15 protein-coding genes are annotated in these 16212 nt (G+C 32.2%); 5 read left to right on the top strand and 10 right to left on the bottom strand.

Annotation, left to right across the window (positions count from 1 at the left end; genetic code table 11):
• Positions 1 to 9: 9 nt before the first annotated feature.
• The 4 genes from BUC06_RS21910 to BUC06_RS21895 all read left to right on the top strand — a co-directional run bounded on the left by BUC06_RS21910 (position 10) and on the right by BUC06_RS21895 (position 4509).
• Positions 10 to 1653, top strand: a complete 1644-nt coding sequence (locus BUC06_RS21910) for a S41 family peptidase (protein WP_073336545.1) — start codon at positions 10 to 12, stop codon at positions 1651 to 1653.
• Between the two features lie 133 nt (positions 1654 to 1786).
• A complete protein-coding gene (gene porX, locus BUC06_RS21905; RefSeq protein ID WP_073336544.1) occupies positions 1787 to 3331 on the top strand; it encodes a T9SS response regulator signal transducer PorX in 1545 nt (514 codons plus the stop codon).
• A gap of 123 nt (positions 3332 to 3454) precedes the next feature.
• Positions 3455 to 3748, top strand: a complete 294-nt coding sequence (locus tag BUC06_RS21900) for a YciI family protein (protein ID WP_073336596.1) — start codon at positions 3455 to 3457, stop codon at positions 3746 to 3748.
• Positions 3745 to 4509: an exodeoxyribonuclease III gene (locus BUC06_RS21895; RefSeq protein ID WP_073336542.1), complete on the top strand. Its 765-nt coding sequence runs from the start codon at positions 3745 to 3747 to the stop codon at positions 4507 to 4509. The genes BUC06_RS21900 and BUC06_RS21895 overlap by 4 nt, the downstream gene beginning before the upstream one ends.
• A gap of 68 nt (positions 4510 to 4577) precedes the next feature.
• Here BUC06_RS21895 and BUC06_RS21890 read toward each other — a convergent pair whose 3' ends face one another.
• The 10 genes from BUC06_RS21890 to BUC06_RS21845 form a co-directional block, all read right to left on the bottom strand.
• Positions 4578 to 4949 (bottom strand): septal ring lytic transglycosylase RlpA family protein, encoded by a 372-nt coding sequence (locus tag BUC06_RS21890; protein ID WP_073336540.1) that lies wholly within the window; start codon positions 4947 to 4949, stop codon positions 4578 to 4580.
• Positions 4950 to 5576: 627 nt separating this feature from the next.
• A complete protein-coding gene (locus BUC06_RS21885) occupies positions 5577 to 6299 on the bottom strand; it encodes a hypothetical protein (RefSeq protein WP_073336538.1) in 723 nt (240 codons plus the stop codon).
• Positions 6300 to 6343: 44 nt separating this feature from the next.
• Complete coding sequence (locus tag BUC06_RS21880) at positions 6344 to 6973, bottom strand: hypothetical protein (protein ID WP_073336536.1); 630 nt, start codon at positions 6971 to 6973, stop codon at positions 6344 to 6346.
• A gap of 355 nt (positions 6974 to 7328) precedes the next feature.
• Entirely contained in the window at positions 7329 to 8630 is a 1302-nt protein-coding gene (gene rimO / locus BUC06_RS21875) for a 30S ribosomal protein S12 methylthiotransferase RimO (RefSeq protein WP_073336535.1), read from the bottom strand.
• Positions 8631 to 8724: 94 nt separating this feature from the next.
• Complete coding sequence (gene rfbC, locus BUC06_RS21870; RefSeq protein WP_073336534.1) at positions 8725 to 9270, bottom strand: dTDP-4-dehydrorhamnose 3,5-epimerase; 546 nt, start codon at positions 9268 to 9270, stop codon at positions 8725 to 8727.
• 9 nt (positions 9271 to 9279) lie between these two features.
• On the bottom strand, positions 9280 to 10242 hold the full coding sequence (locus BUC06_RS21865) for an MraY family glycosyltransferase (RefSeq protein WP_073336533.1): 963 nt from the start codon (positions 10240 to 10242) through the stop codon (positions 9280 to 9282).
• A gap of 2 nt (positions 10243 to 10244) precedes the next feature.
• On the bottom strand, positions 10245 to 11138 hold the full coding sequence (locus tag BUC06_RS21860) for an NAD-dependent epimerase/dehydratase family protein (protein WP_073336531.1): 894 nt from the start codon (positions 11136 to 11138) through the stop codon (positions 10245 to 10247).
• Positions 11135 to 12280 (bottom strand): glycosyltransferase family 4 protein, encoded by a 1146-nt coding sequence (locus BUC06_RS21855; protein ID WP_073336529.1) that lies wholly within the window; start codon positions 12278 to 12280, stop codon positions 11135 to 11137. Before BUC06_RS21855 ends, BUC06_RS21860 begins: the two co-directional genes overlap by 4 nt.
• Before the next feature lie 332 nt (positions 12281 to 12612).
• Entirely contained in the window at positions 12613 to 13623 is a 1011-nt protein-coding gene (locus tag BUC06_RS24460) for an EpsG family protein (protein WP_394363689.1), read from the bottom strand.
• A gap of 6 nt (positions 13624 to 13629) precedes the next feature.
• Positions 13630 to 14715, bottom strand: a complete 1086-nt coding sequence (locus BUC06_RS21845) for a glycosyltransferase family 4 protein (protein ID WP_073336525.1) — start codon at positions 14713 to 14715, stop codon at positions 13630 to 13632.
• Between the two features lie 34 nt (positions 14716 to 14749).
• Between BUC06_RS21845 and BUC06_RS21840 the strand changes: the two genes are divergently transcribed.
• Complete coding sequence (locus BUC06_RS21840) at positions 14750 to 16021, top strand: hypothetical protein (RefSeq protein WP_073336523.1); 1272 nt, start codon at positions 14750 to 14752, stop codon at positions 16019 to 16021.
• Positions 16022 to 16212 lie beyond the last annotated feature (191 nt).

Raw genomic sequence — 16212 nt, 5'->3', positions numbered from 1 at the left:
GTATCCTTAATGAAAAGTTTATTCATTATCATCCTATCCTTTTTAAGTTTCAACTTTTCTGCACAGGCTTTATCTGAAACTCAGAAACTCGAATCGCTTTGTAAAGTCTGGGGATTTTTAAAATATTACCATCCTCATGTGGCAAAAGGGGATTTTGACTGGGACAGACAACTTATCCAAAAAATTGACGAGCTTGATCAGATTGATGATAAAGTTCAACTGAATGAATTGTATTCTAAATGGATCAGCAGTCTTGGGAAAGTTGATGATTGTAAGAAATGCTTAATACCAAGCAGAGAGAAAGTCTATTTTTTGAGAAACTTTGATCTCACATGGATCAACGACAGGCATCTATTCGATGAGAAGGTAAGCCGTGAACTCCTTTTTATTCAAAACAACAGAAATCTTGAGAGTAATCACTACTTTGGAATTGGCGGAAAAAAGGTTTATTTCAAAAATGAAAATTCTTACGGTTCAAAATTCACATCCAAACAAACGAGTCTTCTGGAGCTTTTCAGATACTGGAATCTGGTAGAGTATTTTTTTCCATACAAATATCAGACTGATCAGAACTGGAATGATGTTTTAAAAGAAATGATCCCGAAATTCACAGAGATTGCCAATGATGAAGATTATCATCTGACTCTTGCGGAGCTGGTGACAAAAGTGGATGACTCCCATGCCTTTTTATATTCTCCTATCATTAATACCTATCAGCATGGAAGAAGAAAAGTTCCGGTGGAATATATTTATGCGGAGGGAAAACTGGTCGTAACTAAAATCATTCATCATACATTGAATGAAGAAAGGGCCTTAAAGACCGGAGACGTAATTTATGATATCAATGGCAGGACGATTCCTCAGATGGTCAATAGTTTAGGGAAATATATTCCCGCCTCTAATTCATGGGGAAAAATCAACAAGGTAAAAAATCTTTTCCTTTTCAGTAATAATGATTCTATTGCATTAAAAATAGAGCGCGACGGGCAGAACCTGAGTATGACCGTTCCAACTTATCTTCTCAAGGATATCATCCCTGAAAAGCCGTCAGTTCGAAAAAAATGGGAGTTTCTGGATTCTGACCATAAGATAGGTTACGTCAATATGGGCATCATTGAAAGAAGTGATCTGGATGATATGTATAAAGATTTAAAATCGACCACCTCCATCATTTTCGACCTGAGAAATTACCCTAAACTGACTATTTTCCCCCTAAGCAAAATGATTCTTCCTGAAAAATCAATTTATTATCAATTTAATTTCCCGGAGACGGATTATTTGAGTAAATTTTATAGCGCTAAAAATAGTATCGGCAGAAAGAATCCGGATTACTATAAGGGAAATGTAGTAGTTTTGGTGGACGAGAATACGCAAAGTCAGGCAGAAACTACAACAATGATGTTTAAACAGCATCCTAAAGCGAAAGTCATCGGAAGTAATACTTCAGGAGCAAATGGTGATATCATCCGGTTTAAAATTGCAGATCTGGACACTTGCTTTACGGGACTTGGAGCGTACTATCCTGATGGAAGAGAAACGCAAAGGATTGGAATTATCCCTGATATTGTTATAAAGCCTACAGTAAAGGGCGTACAGAAAGGAAAAGACGAAGTTCTGGAAAGAGCTTTAGATTATATAAAGACTGGTTTTTAAAGAAATTAAATATCTGCTGTGATGAAGTGAATTTTCATTTAACTAATATTTAACTTTTATTGTCTCTAATTTGTGAGAATTTAAAAGGAATTGGTCAACATTTTGATGCTATAACCATGTAAAAAAATAAATTATGTCGGAAAAGATATTATGGATAGATGATGAAATAGATTTACTCAAACCCCATATCGTATTTTTAGAAAAAAAAGGTTACCACGTAACCCCTGTCAATAACGTCAACGAGGCTCTGGAACTAATGGATTCGGAGAAATTTGCATTGACGCTTATTGATGAAAATATGCCCGGCATTTCGGGATTGGAAGCCATTCCCATGATCAAAGAGAAAGATAATGCTCTTAAAATTGTTATGGTCACAAAAAGTGAGGAGGAACATATTATGGAAGAAGCAATCGGATCACAGATTGCTGACTACATTCTTAAACCTGTAAATCCTAACCAGATCTTATTGTCATTAAAAAAGAATCTGCAGGAGGACAATCTTGTAGAACAGAAAACAATTCTTCAGTACCAGCAGGAATTCAGAAACCTGTCTATGGAACTTTCCTATATCAGAACTTATCAGGAATGGGCAGAATATTATAAGAAAATTCTGAGCTGGGAAATTAAATTTGATAAAGTAGCGGATAATGAATTTTCGGATCTTTTGCAGTCGCAGAAAGAGGAAGCAAATATTCAGTTTGCGAAGTTCATAGAAAAAAATTACGAAGGCTGGTTAACAGATTCTGAGAAGCCTTTAATGAGCCATACTCTATTTAAAGAAAAAGTAAAACCGGAAGTAGAAAAAGAAAAAGTTCTTCTCCTTATGGTCGATAATCTTCGTTTTGATCAGTGGAAAGTTATAGAACCATTATTCACAAAATATTACAATAAGATTTCAGAGGATTATTACTACAGTATTCTTCCGACGGCTACACAGTATGCAAGAAACTCATTTTTCGCTGGTCTGATGCCATCTGAGATTGAGAAACGTTTCCCTGATAAGTGGTTCAATGATAATGAAGAAGGAAATAAAAATGAATTTGAACGTGATTTTCTGGAAGACCAGATGAAAAGAATTGGTCTTGGATCTAAATCGATGAAGTATCTTAAGGTATTGAATGCTGATTTTGAAAGAAAAATCTACGATGATTTTAACCAGCATAAAAATAATGATCTTCTGGTAATCGTTTATAACTTCATTGATATCCTTTCGCATGCTAAAACGGATAATCATATTGTAGATCAGCTGATCCGTGATGATAAAACTTTCAGATCCCTTACTCTTAACTGGTTTGAAAATTCATCATTATTGAAAATTATCAAAGCTGCGGCAGAAAGTGGTTATAAACTTGTAATCACTACAGACCATGGAACGGTGTATGTAAAAAAGCCGAGCAAAGTTGTGGGGGATCGCGAGACCTCCACAAACATCCGATATAAAACAGGGAAAAGTTTAACCTACGACAGCAGTGATGTATGGGCTATTACGAATCCCGAGAAACTTTTTCTACCAAAAGGGAATTTAAGCTCGAAGTATATTTTTGCAAAAAACAATATTTTTCTGGCTTATCCTAAAAATTATAATCACTTTGTGAATTATTACAAAGAAACCTACCAGCACGGTGGCATCTCATTGGAGGAATGCATCATTCCTTTCAGTATTTTAGAACCCAAGTAGTTTTTTCTCATAGTTTATTTAAATTTTGGGTTCAGGGGCGGCAAAAATCAAATGATTTTTGCCGCTTCTTTTTTCCCGCCTCTTTTAATAATCTCAAAGACTTCATATCTTAGCAAAAAAACAATGTTTATTATTTCTCTTACGTATAAAACTTCCCTGGAAAATGTGGAACACTTTATCCGGGAACACAATGATTTTCTTGAAAAATATTACAACTCCGGACACCTGATCACTTCTGGCAGAAAAGAACCCAGAACAGGAGGAATTATTCTTGCTGATGCACATTCCAAAGAAGAAATTCAGGATATCATTAAAGAAGATCCTTTCTATAGTAATGACATAGCGGATTATGAAATCACTGAATTTATTCCATCAAAATATAACGAACATTTTAAATCTTTTATCAAAAACTCATGAAGTTAATCACCTATAATGTCAACGGAATCAGGGCGGCTTTCACAAAAGATTTTTTAGGCTGGCTGAAGACTGCTGATCCTGATATTGTCTGCATTCAGGAAAGCAAAGCAGGAAACGATCAGATCGATATTGAAAGTCTTGAAAAAATCGGTTATCATAGTTACTGGCACTCTGCGGTAAGAAAAGGCTACAGCGGGGTCGGAATCGCGTCTAAAATCAAGCCGAGTCATGTTGAATACGGATGTGGTATTGAAAGTTACGATAATGAAGGCAGGATCATCCGTGCAGATTTTGACGGCTACTCAGTAATTTCTGTTTATGTGCCTTCTGCGAGTAATATCGAAAGACTTGAATTTAAGATGCAGTTTTGTCATGATTTCCTAATCTATATAAAGGAACTCAGAAAAACGATTCCTAACCTTATTATTTCGGGAGATTTCAATATTTGCCATCAGGCTATCGATATTCATGATTCGGTGCGTTTAAAGAATGTTTCCGGCTTCCTGCCGATGGAACGGGAATGGATGACCAGCTTTATCGAAGAATGTGAACTGATTGACAGTTTCCGCTTTTTTAACAATGAACCGGACAATTACACCTGGTGGAGCTACCGACAGAATTCCAGAGCTAAAAATAAAGGCTGGAGACTTGATTATAACTTTGCCACATATACTTTAAAAGACAAGCTTTCAAGGGCCGTTATATTAAAGGAGGCCGTACATTCGGACCACTGCCCTGCGTTGCTAGAATTAAACGTCTAAATAAAAAAAGACTACAAAATAAAAAGCCAGCTGAATTCAGCTGGCTTTTTTAAATTTAAATCATAAATTTAGTCGACAATTTCATATTCCACCGGAATTGTACCATGATTGATATCTCCGATTTCGTCGAACGCAGCTTTAGAAATATCTAATGCTCTTGATGCATGGAAAGGTCCTCTATCATTAATCTTCACTATCACCTGTTTTCCATTGTTCAGATTGGTAACTTTAATATTAGTTCCAAACGGAAGCGTTCTGTTGGCAGCGGTAAACTTTGAATTACTAAAGATCTCCCCGCTAGCTGTTTTTCTACCGTTAAATTTATCGTGGTAGTACGATGCATAACTTGTTTTCTTCGCATCTAAGGCATTATTTGTAAAAGAATAAATACCTAAGGTTGAAATCATCATTATGATTACGAGAATGAATCTTTTCATCATCTTGAATTTTATTGGTTTTGACGGAGCAAAAGTATAAGGAATGTTGTAAAGTCCCTACTCCGTATGTTAAAAACCGTTAACGAAAACAAAATTATATGTTAACGAAGCTTGTAACTCCCTATTAACAGGGGTTTTAAACCACACTGTTAAAAAACGTTAAAAAAACAAGCTAAAAGTTAACATAATTAACTTATTACCAAAAAAATTCAAAAACAGAATTATAAAACTCGTTGAATGTCAATAATTTACGTAAATCATAAAAATCTTATAATGCAGATGAAATGATTTAAAAAATTAAAATTTTTAAGATGCTTAAGGTAGAGAACAGGCTTGGTAGAAGTTATTTAAGGCCGTTTATATCATCACTCGTAATTATTTTAACATCACTATTTAACATTAAATCCAAATACTACCTGATATTCTTTATTTACAACTACAATAATTGATCTCTATTTCAAAAGCTATCTTCTTCATTATAATCAAATTGAATACCAAATCGATTTTGTAGCCGCTAAAATATTATCCTAATTTAGCCTTGTTCTTACTTTCGGATTTGATTCCACATATTATCAAAAAAAAAAACCAATGATTGCTCATTGGTTTAAATTATATAAATAAGTATTGATCTTATTTTAAGTATTCTATTACATAGTCATAAGTCCCTGAAGGATATACGACTGACATGCTTGGTGAACCAGTAATAGCATTTCCTGCAGTGGTTGCTAATGTATAAGAATATAAACTTCTGTCATAAACAGTGTTTGTACCAGCCTTATAAATAGTGATACCATACAATGCAGTCATCCCTGTAGGAGCAGGAATATCAACAGCTGTAGAGCTTCCTGTAGCGGTAAACTGTCCTTTGATTGCGTATACCTGAGCATTGTTTACTAAGGTATTCGTTGCTACTTCAGAATTCGTAAAGTTTACTTTAGGGTTTCCTGCAATTGGCAACCAACGACCACCAGCCGTAGTATAATTACCAGGACCTGCGGTAGGATTAGAGAAATAGTAGAATCCAGGAGTTACCGCCTGAGCTCCGACACCAGATCCTGTAGCAGGAGTATTACCTGTCCCTGAATTATAAACGATCATACCGTCATATCCTGTAGGAAAGTTAAGTGCTCCGGTAGTTGGAGTTACAAATGTAAAAGTTGTAAGGTTTGTACGTGGAAATGCAAGACCTTTACCGGAATTAGTACTTCCCGAAAATCCATTAGCAGAAGCGTCAAGAAAAACTGACTGTCCTCCAACTGTGGAACTAACAGCATTGTTAGATCTGATCTGAGCGAATGTGCTACTTGTACCTGAAACGATGGCAAGTAAAATTGTTGTTATATAGAGTTTCATAACTTTGTTCTTAAATTATTAATCTGATAATTGAAATTCCCTTATTAGAAACCGTTGAAAGTATACCAGTTAGTACCATCGCATATATAAGTCAATGTACCACCTGCCTGGATTGGTGAAACGGTTGCAGACGAATGTGCTCCTGTAACACTAAAACCAGTTCCATTTGGAGTAGTATCAATGAAAGAGATAGTTTTTCCGTTAGTTTTGGTTAAGATACTTAAATCAAAAGTAGTATTTGAAGTAACAAGTATAGCATTACCTAAATCTGCATCGGAAATAGTACCAGCAGTCTGAGCTCTAACCGTCATACCAACTGGAGCAGCGCCCCCACCAAAAGGCTTCCATTCAGGAACTACATTATCAAAATAATAAAATCCTGCACCAGTAATTTTAGCCTTTCTAGAGCCAGTACCGGTACCTGAAGTAATGTACACTATGGCACCATTTTGTGGAGCACCATAGGTACCTGACGTGTTGTCTTTAGCAGATAGCTCTGCAGCTGTCATACGAGGGACTAATAAGGCATCAGGTCTGGCATTATCAGTAGTATTGGCTACTACGTCTAACGTTGCGGAAGGTGTAGTCGTGTTAATACCTACACGTCCCTGCTGAGCCTTGGAAACTGCCGAAAGGCCAACGAGCATTGTCGCTGTTAATAAAAATTTTTTCATAAGTTTTTAAAGATTTAAATTACATTATTTCCCATCAATATTTTCCAAAATGGAAAATGCATCTCAACTTGTGCTTCTTTTTTAAACTGAACATTTTCCAGTCTAATGGATAGGCAACTGATTGAAGCATTTGATTTTAAAACATTGCTTATTGCGCAAATTTAAGACATAATTTTCGAATTTATTCATTTTATGTAAAAAAAATAATAGACTTTTATCTACAAAAACAATAAAGCATTGTAAATCAGAATTATCGATAATTTAACAACTGAACTAATTGTGTTAAATTTTATTAATATTTTTAATTATCTGCGGAAAGTATGCAAATAATACAATTTTGATAAGAGGCACATTATCAGACTAATTCCCCATATAAGTCGAACTCTTCAGCAGAAGTTATTTTCACCTCTGCAAACTCTCCGATAGAGATATAGGTTTCTTCAGCAGATACAAGAACTGTGTTGTCAACATCCGGCGAATCGTACTCTGTCCTTCCGATAAAATAATTGCCCTCTTTTCTGTCAAATACACACTTGAACGTTTTACCAATCTTCTCCTGATTCTTCTCCCAGGAAATCTGTGACTGAAGCTCCATGATTTCTTCCACTCTTGCTTCTTTCACTTCCTGTGGTACATCATCTTCCAAAACATAAGCACCGGTATTCTCTTCGTGAGAATAGGTAAAGCATCCCAATCTGTCAAACTTCTGTTCTTTTACCCAGTCTTTCAACTCCTGGAATCTCTCCTGAGTTTCTCCCGGATAACCTACGATCAAAGTAGTTCTAATTGCCATGTCCGGAACTTTTTCTCTAAACTTGGCTAATAATGCATCGGTTTTTTCGTGGGTTGTTCCTCTTTTCATAGATTTCAACAAATCGGAGTTGATATGCTGAAGGGGAATGTCTATATAGTTACATACTTTGGGCTCTTCACGGATGATATCGAGAACATCTTCCGGAAAACCACTTGGGAAAGCATAATGAAGACGGATCCATTCAATACCGTCAACTTTCACCAGCTCTTTTAAAAGCTCGCCAAGGGCACGCTTTTTATAAATATCAAGACCGTAGTACGTAAGATCCTGTGCTATAAGAATAATTTCTTTAGTTCCTTTCTTGGCCAATTTTTGAGTTTCCAGGACCAATTTTTCAATAGGTGTAGAAACGTGCCCTCCTCTCATTAATGGGATTGCACAGAAAGAGCAAGGTCTGTCACAGCCTTCTGAAATTTTAAGGTACGCATAATGTTTGGGAGTTGTTGTCAATCTCTCTCCTACCAGTTCATGTTTGTAATCTGCACCAAGATGCTTCAACAGAATAGGGAGATCTCTAGTTCCAAAATACTGATCTACATCCGGTATTTCTCTGATAAGATCCGGCTTATATCTTTCTGAAAGGCAACCTGTAACAAAAACCTTTTCGACTTCCCCTCTGTTTTTAGCTTCTACATAATCAAGGATGGTATTAATGGACTCTTCTTTTGCATTGTCAATAAAACCGCATGTATTGATCACTACAATATCTCCACGGTCTTCATGAACCACCTCTTTACCATTGGCTTTCAGCTGGCTCATTAATACTTCAGAATCGTATACATTCTTGGAGCATCCAAGTGTAACCACATTGATTTTCTTCTTCCCTACAGATTTTGTGCGCATCGTTTTGATTTTGAGTGTGCAAAGATACAAAATTATAAAAGAGTAAGGCTTAAAAAAGAAAACCACTTTATAAAAGTGGTTTTCAATGTTTTATTTAAAAATTACGTTCAGAAAATTTTGGAAGAGATTCGTCTTTTTCGGAAAGCTTGATAACTTCTTGTGGTAATTTCCAATCAATATTAAGATCCGTATCATTCCATATAACACTTCCTTCAGAATCTTTATGATAAAAATTATCACATTTATATGAAAAAATGGCTGTCTCGCTCAAAACAGAAAAGCCATGTCCAAATCCTCGTGGAACATACAACTGGAATTTATTTTCGGGAGTAAGTTCAATTCCAAACCATTTTCCGAATGTTGGAGAATCTTCTCTAAGATCTACTGCCACATCCCAAACTTTGCCTTCCAAACATGAAACTAATTTCGCCTGTGCATGTTCACCCTTCTGAAGATGAACACCACGCAGAACGCCGTAAGAAGATTTGGAAATATTGTCTTGCACAAAATGTCCATTCATGCCTGTTAATTCTTCAAACTTCTTTTCATTAAATTTTTCAAAGAAGTATCCTCTTTCATCTTCGAAAATTGTTGGTTCAATGATATAACAATCTTTTAAGGGTGTTTCTTTTATTTTCATTTTTGGTATTTATAAATTATATTCCTTTTTTAAACTCCATTTTAATCCTAAATAAATTCCTCCTGTGGGAATAAATATAATCAAAATAATAGCCCAAACCGGAAATTGTGAGTTAATTAAAAATATATTAATTACTAATTGACAAGCTGCATAAACAGAACTTACCAATAAATGAGAGACTTTTTTTTCATTGGCAAAAAGCTGATAGAGATGTCTTCTGTGTGCTTCAAAAATATTTTCTTTTAAAGAGATTCTTTCAATGATGGTAAGAACCACTTCTATTCCATAAATAGCAAGTAACAAAATGTATTTGTAGTCCCCTGTTCTCATTACGAGTAACGTAATTAGTCCGATCACCCAAAAACCTATTCCCATACTTCCGACATCACCTGCAAAACATTTCGCTTTTTTTCTAAAATTAAAAAAAAGAAAAACAATACATGCCATAATCGGATACAATATAAAGTTTTCGTCTGTAAATTGAATAATCTCTTTGTTGATATACGCTAAGGAAGTAAGAGTTACAATACTATAAAGTCCTGTCATTCCATTGATACCATCCATAAAATTATAAGCATTCAGTGTTCCGATTATAATCACGAACAGTATAGGCCATACCCAAAATGGCATCAAGGTAAAAGCTCCTGTAAAATATAGAAGCAAAATAACTGAAACCAAGTGAACTGAAAGCCTAATTTTATTTGACAAAGTTTTAATATCATCAATAAAGCTAATGATACATATAGCCAAAAGTCCTAATCCAAAAGACCAGTAATTTTGAATTACCTCGTTGAAATTGAACAAACAAAAAACAATAAATGAAATAGGAAAAATAATTCCACCTCCTCTTAAGGTAATTTGTGTATGCGCACTTCTATGATTGGGTTTATCTATAATATTATATTTATCGGCTATTTTGAAATATAACAGTATGATAATAAATAACGTAACAACAATAATTATATATTCCATAATTATATTTTAAAATTTTCAATTACATTAGAGGGTGAAAAATTTAATTGTTCTTTTATCTTTTCATTTGAAAAAGTAAGAGAATCTGTTATTTTCTTTAATTTATTTGAATTTATTGGAAATCTACTTCCTAATACATCTCCAACAATAGCTATTAATTTCGCGAAAAATTTAGGAATATTATGTGGGGATTTTTTATGAAGTAGTTCCGCAACTCTACACGAAACATCTTTAAAAGTTGGGTGCATATTATCACATACATTATATATACCTCCCATATTTACTATAGTTAGTTCAGTAAGCTTTGCAAAATCTTCAACCCAAAAAATGCTTTTTTTTGCATTTCCATCTGAAATATTAAAGTATCTTCCCTTTTTTATTGCCCTAATCATATCTCTTAAATTTCCTGGAGCACTAGGTCCTGCAATTAGAGATGGCCTAAAAATGAATAATTTCACTCCATTTCTTTTACACCATTCACTAAGAAATTCTTCTGCTTTAATTTTGCTTTTAGCATAAGCAGTAGCACCTTCTAGTGGAAAATCTTCACTAATATTGTAACCATCTTCTCTTCCATATACAGCTACAGTACTTATAAAAATAAAAATTTCAGGTAACTTTTTTTCTAATGCTTGACAAATATTTTTAGTCCCTTCATAATTTACATTATAAAATTGATTTTCTTCTTCTCTTGTTTTTGGAATTGAATGAGCTTTACCAGCTGCGTGAAAAACAATATTAAAGCTTTCATCAAATGCGGGAAGCTTTTCTCTAATATCTCTTATAAAGTCTGCATCATGTGTACCTAAAGTTTTTATGTTAAATGATTTTTCACGTAGCAAAGGAATAACATTCTTTCCTACAAAGCCATTACAGCCGGTGAATAAAAGTTTCATAATATTTGTTTTTCTATAATATCCCAAACTTTAGTCTGTTCAAAGTTTTCAACAATAAAATTTCTTCCTTTTTTTCCAAACTCTCTTTGTTTATCAGAGTTTTGAATAAAAAATTCAAAACTTTGATAAATAGCCTCAGCATTAATTGATGTTATAATACCTGTTTCTCCTTCAATAATTGCTTCTTTACATCCAGTTGCATTCGTCGTTATAATTGGCAATTCCATAGATGACGCTTCTAATATAACAGTAGGAAATCCTTCTCGATAAGAAGGCAAGATAAAAACATTCATTGTGGCATAGTATATCGCTACATCTTCAACTTCTCCTACATGAATGATTGAGTCGTCATTGAGGATAATTTCAATAGATTTATCCGATATTTGATCTCTTTCTTCTATTGGGCCTACAAGCATCAATTTTACATTATTATATTTTTTAGAAAAATCATACCATGCCTCAATTAACTCGTTAATCCCCTTATCTCGTACAATTCTTCCTATGAATCCAAAAACAATGTCACTGTCATAAATATTAAGCTTACTTTTTAATACTTTAACTTCTAAATAATTAATTTTATTAGGATTAAATCGATTATCGCAATCAACCCCACTACAAGTCCCCATTCCGAGAATTATATTTTTAGACTTTTTATTTAATTTATCCGAAATACTTTTTTCTTTAATTCCATTGCTAACGCAAACCACCTTATTTGCAATTCCGCCTGAAAGCTTTTCAATCTTTTTTAATAATTGTTTTTTTAATCCCTTGCTAGTTTCATAGACTAAACCATGTCTAAAATAAATTTTATTCTTTACCCCTGCAAGTAATGCAGCAATCATAGCTATCATTCCTCCTTTCGGTGTATGTCCTATTACTACATTAATATTGTTTTCTAAAATAAATTTCCTGAGTTTAAAGATCGCTCTTACATCCTCAAAAGGAGTTATAGCTCTATTAATTTGCAACCCAAAACTCTCAAAATCATATTTTACTGATAAATCTTGTAGATTTTCTGAAGGTGAACAGGCCACAAAAAATTTATAATTTTGTTTACTCTTATTAAAGTACTTAAATTGTTCTCCTAAAAAATAAGAGATAGAAAACGGCACTGACACTACGTGTAAAACTTTTTTTTCCATTTTTTATGTGTTAAATAAAATTACCAAAATTCACAATTTTATTTATATTATTCTTTGAATATTATAAGTTGATTTAATTTATCCACCTATGGTTACTTAGTATATATTCCAGATTTTTATAATTTACTATGATCATATTACCTACAAGATCGCAACTATTCACTTTATACTAATTATCAAGAAATATCTACACTATCTTTTTTCCAAATTTTTCAATAAAAACTTGGTCTTATGCAATAATAATATTAAATATTGGATAGATATATAGCTTTCTTTTAAGCTATATATTGAATAATTACAAAATAATAGAAAATTTTCATCATTTTAAACACTTATCCTAAATTATAAATAAATGAAAATCTTATCCAGTAAATTACTAAAATTATAACAACAATCCACTTAAAATTACTCGTCATATATCTTGTACTTCCTATAGCAATTATGTTACCAAAAAAAAGAACATTTGGTATTCTAATTAAAACCATATTGTCTAATGTGTATACATAAGATACAAATGTTAATAATGAAACAAAATACAAAAAGTCGCCTTTCAATTTACTAATATAAAATGTGACTAATAAGTATAATGAAAACAAAGGAAGGAAATAACCTGTTTTAAAATTTTTAAAAGCATTTTCGGTAACATATACTGTAAGTTGTCCAGGAAGTAAAGAATTTGATAAGTATTCCAGGTTCGGTATATAAATTTTTATTATTATTATAAATATCAAAAAAAAATAATAGAACCATCTTTTTGTTTTATACAATTCCCATAATATAATAACTCCAATACACATTAGAGCTATATTATGGAATGCCACACCTAATAAAAAAAACAAGCCTGAATAAAAATATTTTTTTTTAATATACATCATTATACATAATAACATAAATGATGTTGCCATAGCGTCACGTATTTGAGACAGTTCTCGTAAGTAAAAAAACAATACAAAATAAACGAGTATAGAACTAAAAGGAAATCTTGTGAATCTGTATAATAAATAAGACTTGATTCCAAATGAAATTATTGCACAAAAAATAAGAAATGGTCTAAATCCTAAACCACTAAATACTTTATTTAATAATAAGTATCCTATTTCTTTTATTCTGCCAGAATAGTGAAATAAAATATCATTATAAGTCATCTCTCCAATCTCTCTGAAAAAGGCTTGATACATTGCACTATCATTATCCCTTCCTATCTCTCTCCACCCCACTATGTATATCAACAGGAGCACAACTGCTATAAAGATATTTTTTTTATACTTCTTATATATTAGAGACTTATAAAATATAGTCTCCAAAATAGTAGTACATAGTAATAGAATAAAAATTATCTGCACAATAATTTATTGATTATTTATCTGATCATAAAGATTAAGCAACTTTTGAATAGTCTTATCAAGACTATAACTTTTACTTTTTTCAATCCCAGCATTAGAAATTCTATTATATAACTCTGGGCTTAATATTAGGTCCAAGATATTTTTTTTCAAATCTTCAACATTTTCTGTTTTGAAAAGAATCCCACCTCCTCTAACTACGTTATTTAATCCACTTACATCTGAAGCAATCATTGGAGTTCCACTTGCCATAGCTTCAACGGCAGCAAGACCAAAACCTTCCCAATAAGAACTAAGGATGGCTATATCACTCATTTTATACAACGGATAAATATCTGATCTAAAACCTAAAAAATTCACCCTACTTTTTAAATCTAATTTTTCTACTAGATCTTCTAATTTTGCTCTCCTATTACCGTCACCTACTAATATAAGTTTATAATCATCAGGTAATACTTTTAAAGTTTTTATAACAGTATCCTGATCCTTTCCTTCCCTAAAAGCAGCTACCATTATTAACAATTTATCACTTTCCGCATAACCAAATTCTATTCTTTTTACTTCATTTGCAATCTTTATTTTCTCTATATTAACTCCATTCTCAATGATAATTAATTTAACAGAGTCTAAATTTAATTTTGATTCTAATTGTTCCTTTACTTCGGGAGTAATACAAATAACTTTTTGATAATATGAATATATAAATCTTTCTATAGGTCTTAGAATATTTTTATTTAAACGCTTATTACTAGTGCTATGTTCTGTAAAAACAAATTTAGTATTATTGAATGACAACATCTTTGCTAATGCAACAAAATACATCGAAGGAAATAAATGTACATGAACAATGTCATATTTTGATAAATAGAAAATAATTTTAAAGATATATAGGGGATTATAATATGAATTCCCTAATGAAAATATTCTGCACAGTTTTTGTCTTTCTAGCTCTTCATAAAAAGATGTTTTTTTACCATTTAGTAATAATACATCTACATCATTTGCATTTTGAACCAAAAATGGTACTATATCCACAATTAATTTTTCTGCTCCTCCACCTTCGAGACTATTAATAATATGAAGTATTTTCAAAATTTTGTATTTTTACACAAAAGTATTAAAAAAAATGATTAAAATTATTATTACCCTCTTCTATATTTGTGTATTTGGTACTGCTTTAGCCTGCAATAATAAAAAAGAAGTTAAAATAAATTACCCTCTTGAACGAATTTTTTTTTTAAAAGATTATGCGAAATTTGATTCTATAAAAATTGATAATGATACTATTAATGGAAGTTTCTTTGGTATTAAAGCTGACTTTAATGGCAAAAAGGGGACAGATAATAGAAAAGCACTACAAATAGCACTAGATTACTGTTCTAAAAATAAAAAAATATTGACTTTACCCAAAGGAAAGATATTATTAAATTCATTCGGTATCAGCGATGCGGCAAGAGCTCATGGTAATATTATAGATCTACGCTCTGAAACAGTAATTATCGGTACAGATTCTGAATTCGTTATAGGAGATTTTTTTGACGATAAAAATTTTGTTGTATTTTCAGGTTTTAATACGGTAGATCCTTTGAAATTCACAGAAATTGAAAACATCACATTTAAAAATATTACTATAGATTTTAACGCTGCTACTTCGTATATGAAAACTGGTTATCGTCTGAGGAAAGGGATCGAATTTGGTCATACAAAAAACGGATACCTTACAGAATCTATTTTTAAAAATGGTGATCTCAGCTGTGCAGTAGCGTCAGGCTACGGAAGCAAAAATATAAGTTCAAACATAAAAATTTATAATAATAAATTTTTAGATCTAGTCAAGTCCGAAAAAAATGAAGATCACACCTCTGTCTATATAAATTCGCAATTTTCAGAAGTTTATGATAATGAATTCGCTAACACCTCTACATATTCGAAATTAATGGCCTGTGCTGCAGAACTTCATAATTCTAACACAAAGTTTTATAACAATACAATTTCAGGATATACACGAATGATGTTTATAGCTGCAATGGAAAAAGAAAATTATAATATAACAAATATAAATGTATACAATAATGTAGCAAGTATAACTAATGCAGCAATTTATCTATGGTTAGATAAAGATACAACAATTAAAAATCTACTTATCGAAGATAATAAAATAACGAATACACATGTAAAAGGGTATTCGATGCTTTATAATGGAACCCAAGGATTATTGGCTGATTCTAACAATAACAGCAATACCAAAATACAAAATATGATCGTAAGAAATAATAGTATTCATATTAAAAGTACAATCATAAAAGGAAGAGCAGTAAAGTATGCTACTCATCATCAATTTGTTGATCAAAATAATAATTGTAATGGTTGCGATGACGGCAGTAATTATAAGAATTAATGTAGTGTTTTTCACTTGAAGACTTTTCCTTTGTAGTGTCTCACTAACTGTGTAAGTTGAAAAGTTATTGTGGAAAATTTTGAGCCTTTATGAAGCCTTTCCCTTTTTCAAACAGTTAATAAATATAAAATACACTCTAATACACTAAAACTTCTTTAGCATACAGCCAAGGACTAAGTCCATTTAACGAT

It is taken from the genome of Chryseobacterium carnipullorum (assembly GCF_900142785.1).
Classification (GTDB): Bacteria; Bacteroidota; Bacteroidia; order Flavobacteriales; family Weeksellaceae; genus Chryseobacterium; species Chryseobacterium carnipullorum.
This window is presented reverse-complemented; position numbering and strand designations above follow the sequence as displayed.

Bases quoted from the DNA above. Each gene is read 5' to 3' on its own strand.
- BUC06_RS21910 (WP_073336545.1), top strand. From the start codon at position 10: ATGAAAAGTTTATTCATTATCATCCTATCCTTTTTAAGTTTCAACTTT.
- porX (WP_073336544.1), top strand. From the start codon at position 1,787: ATGTCGGAAAAGATATTATGGATAGATGATGAAATAGATTTACTCAAA.
- BUC06_RS21900 (WP_073336596.1), top strand. From the start codon at position 3,455: ATGTTTATTATTTCTCTTACGTATAAAACTTCCCTGGAAAATGTGGAA.
- BUC06_RS21895 (WP_073336542.1), top strand. From the start codon at position 3,745: ATGAAGTTAATCACCTATAATGTCAACGGAATCAGGGCGGCTTTCACA.
- BUC06_RS21890 (WP_073336540.1), bottom strand. From the start codon at position 4,949: ATGATGAAAAGATTCATTCTCGTAATCATAATGATGATTTCAACCTTA.
- BUC06_RS21885 (WP_073336538.1), bottom strand. From the start codon at position 6,299: ATGAAACTCTATATAACAACAATTTTACTTGCCATCGTTTCAGGTACA.
- BUC06_RS21880 (WP_073336536.1), bottom strand. From the start codon at position 6,973: ATGAAAAAATTTTTATTAACAGCGACAATGCTCGTTGGCCTTTCGGCA.
- rimO (WP_073336535.1), bottom strand. From the start codon at position 8,630: ATGCGCACAAAATCTGTAGGGAAGAAGAAAATCAATGTGGTTACACTT.
- rfbC (WP_073336534.1), bottom strand. From the start codon at position 9,270: ATGAAAATAAAAGAAACACCCTTAAAAGATTGTTATATCATTGAACCA.
- BUC06_RS21865 (WP_073336533.1), bottom strand. From the start codon at position 10,242: ATGGAATATATAATTATTGTTGTTACGTTATTTATTATCATACTGTTA.
- BUC06_RS21860 (WP_073336531.1), bottom strand. From the start codon at position 11,138: ATGAAACTTTTATTCACCGGCTGTAATGGCTTTGTAGGAAAGAATGTT.
- BUC06_RS21855 (WP_073336529.1), bottom strand. From the start codon at position 12,280: ATGGAAAAAAAAGTTTTACACGTAGTGTCAGTGCCGTTTTCTATCTCT.
- BUC06_RS21840 (WP_073336523.1), top strand. From the start codon at position 14,750: ATGATTAAAATTATTATTACCCTCTTCTATATTTGTGTATTTGGTACT.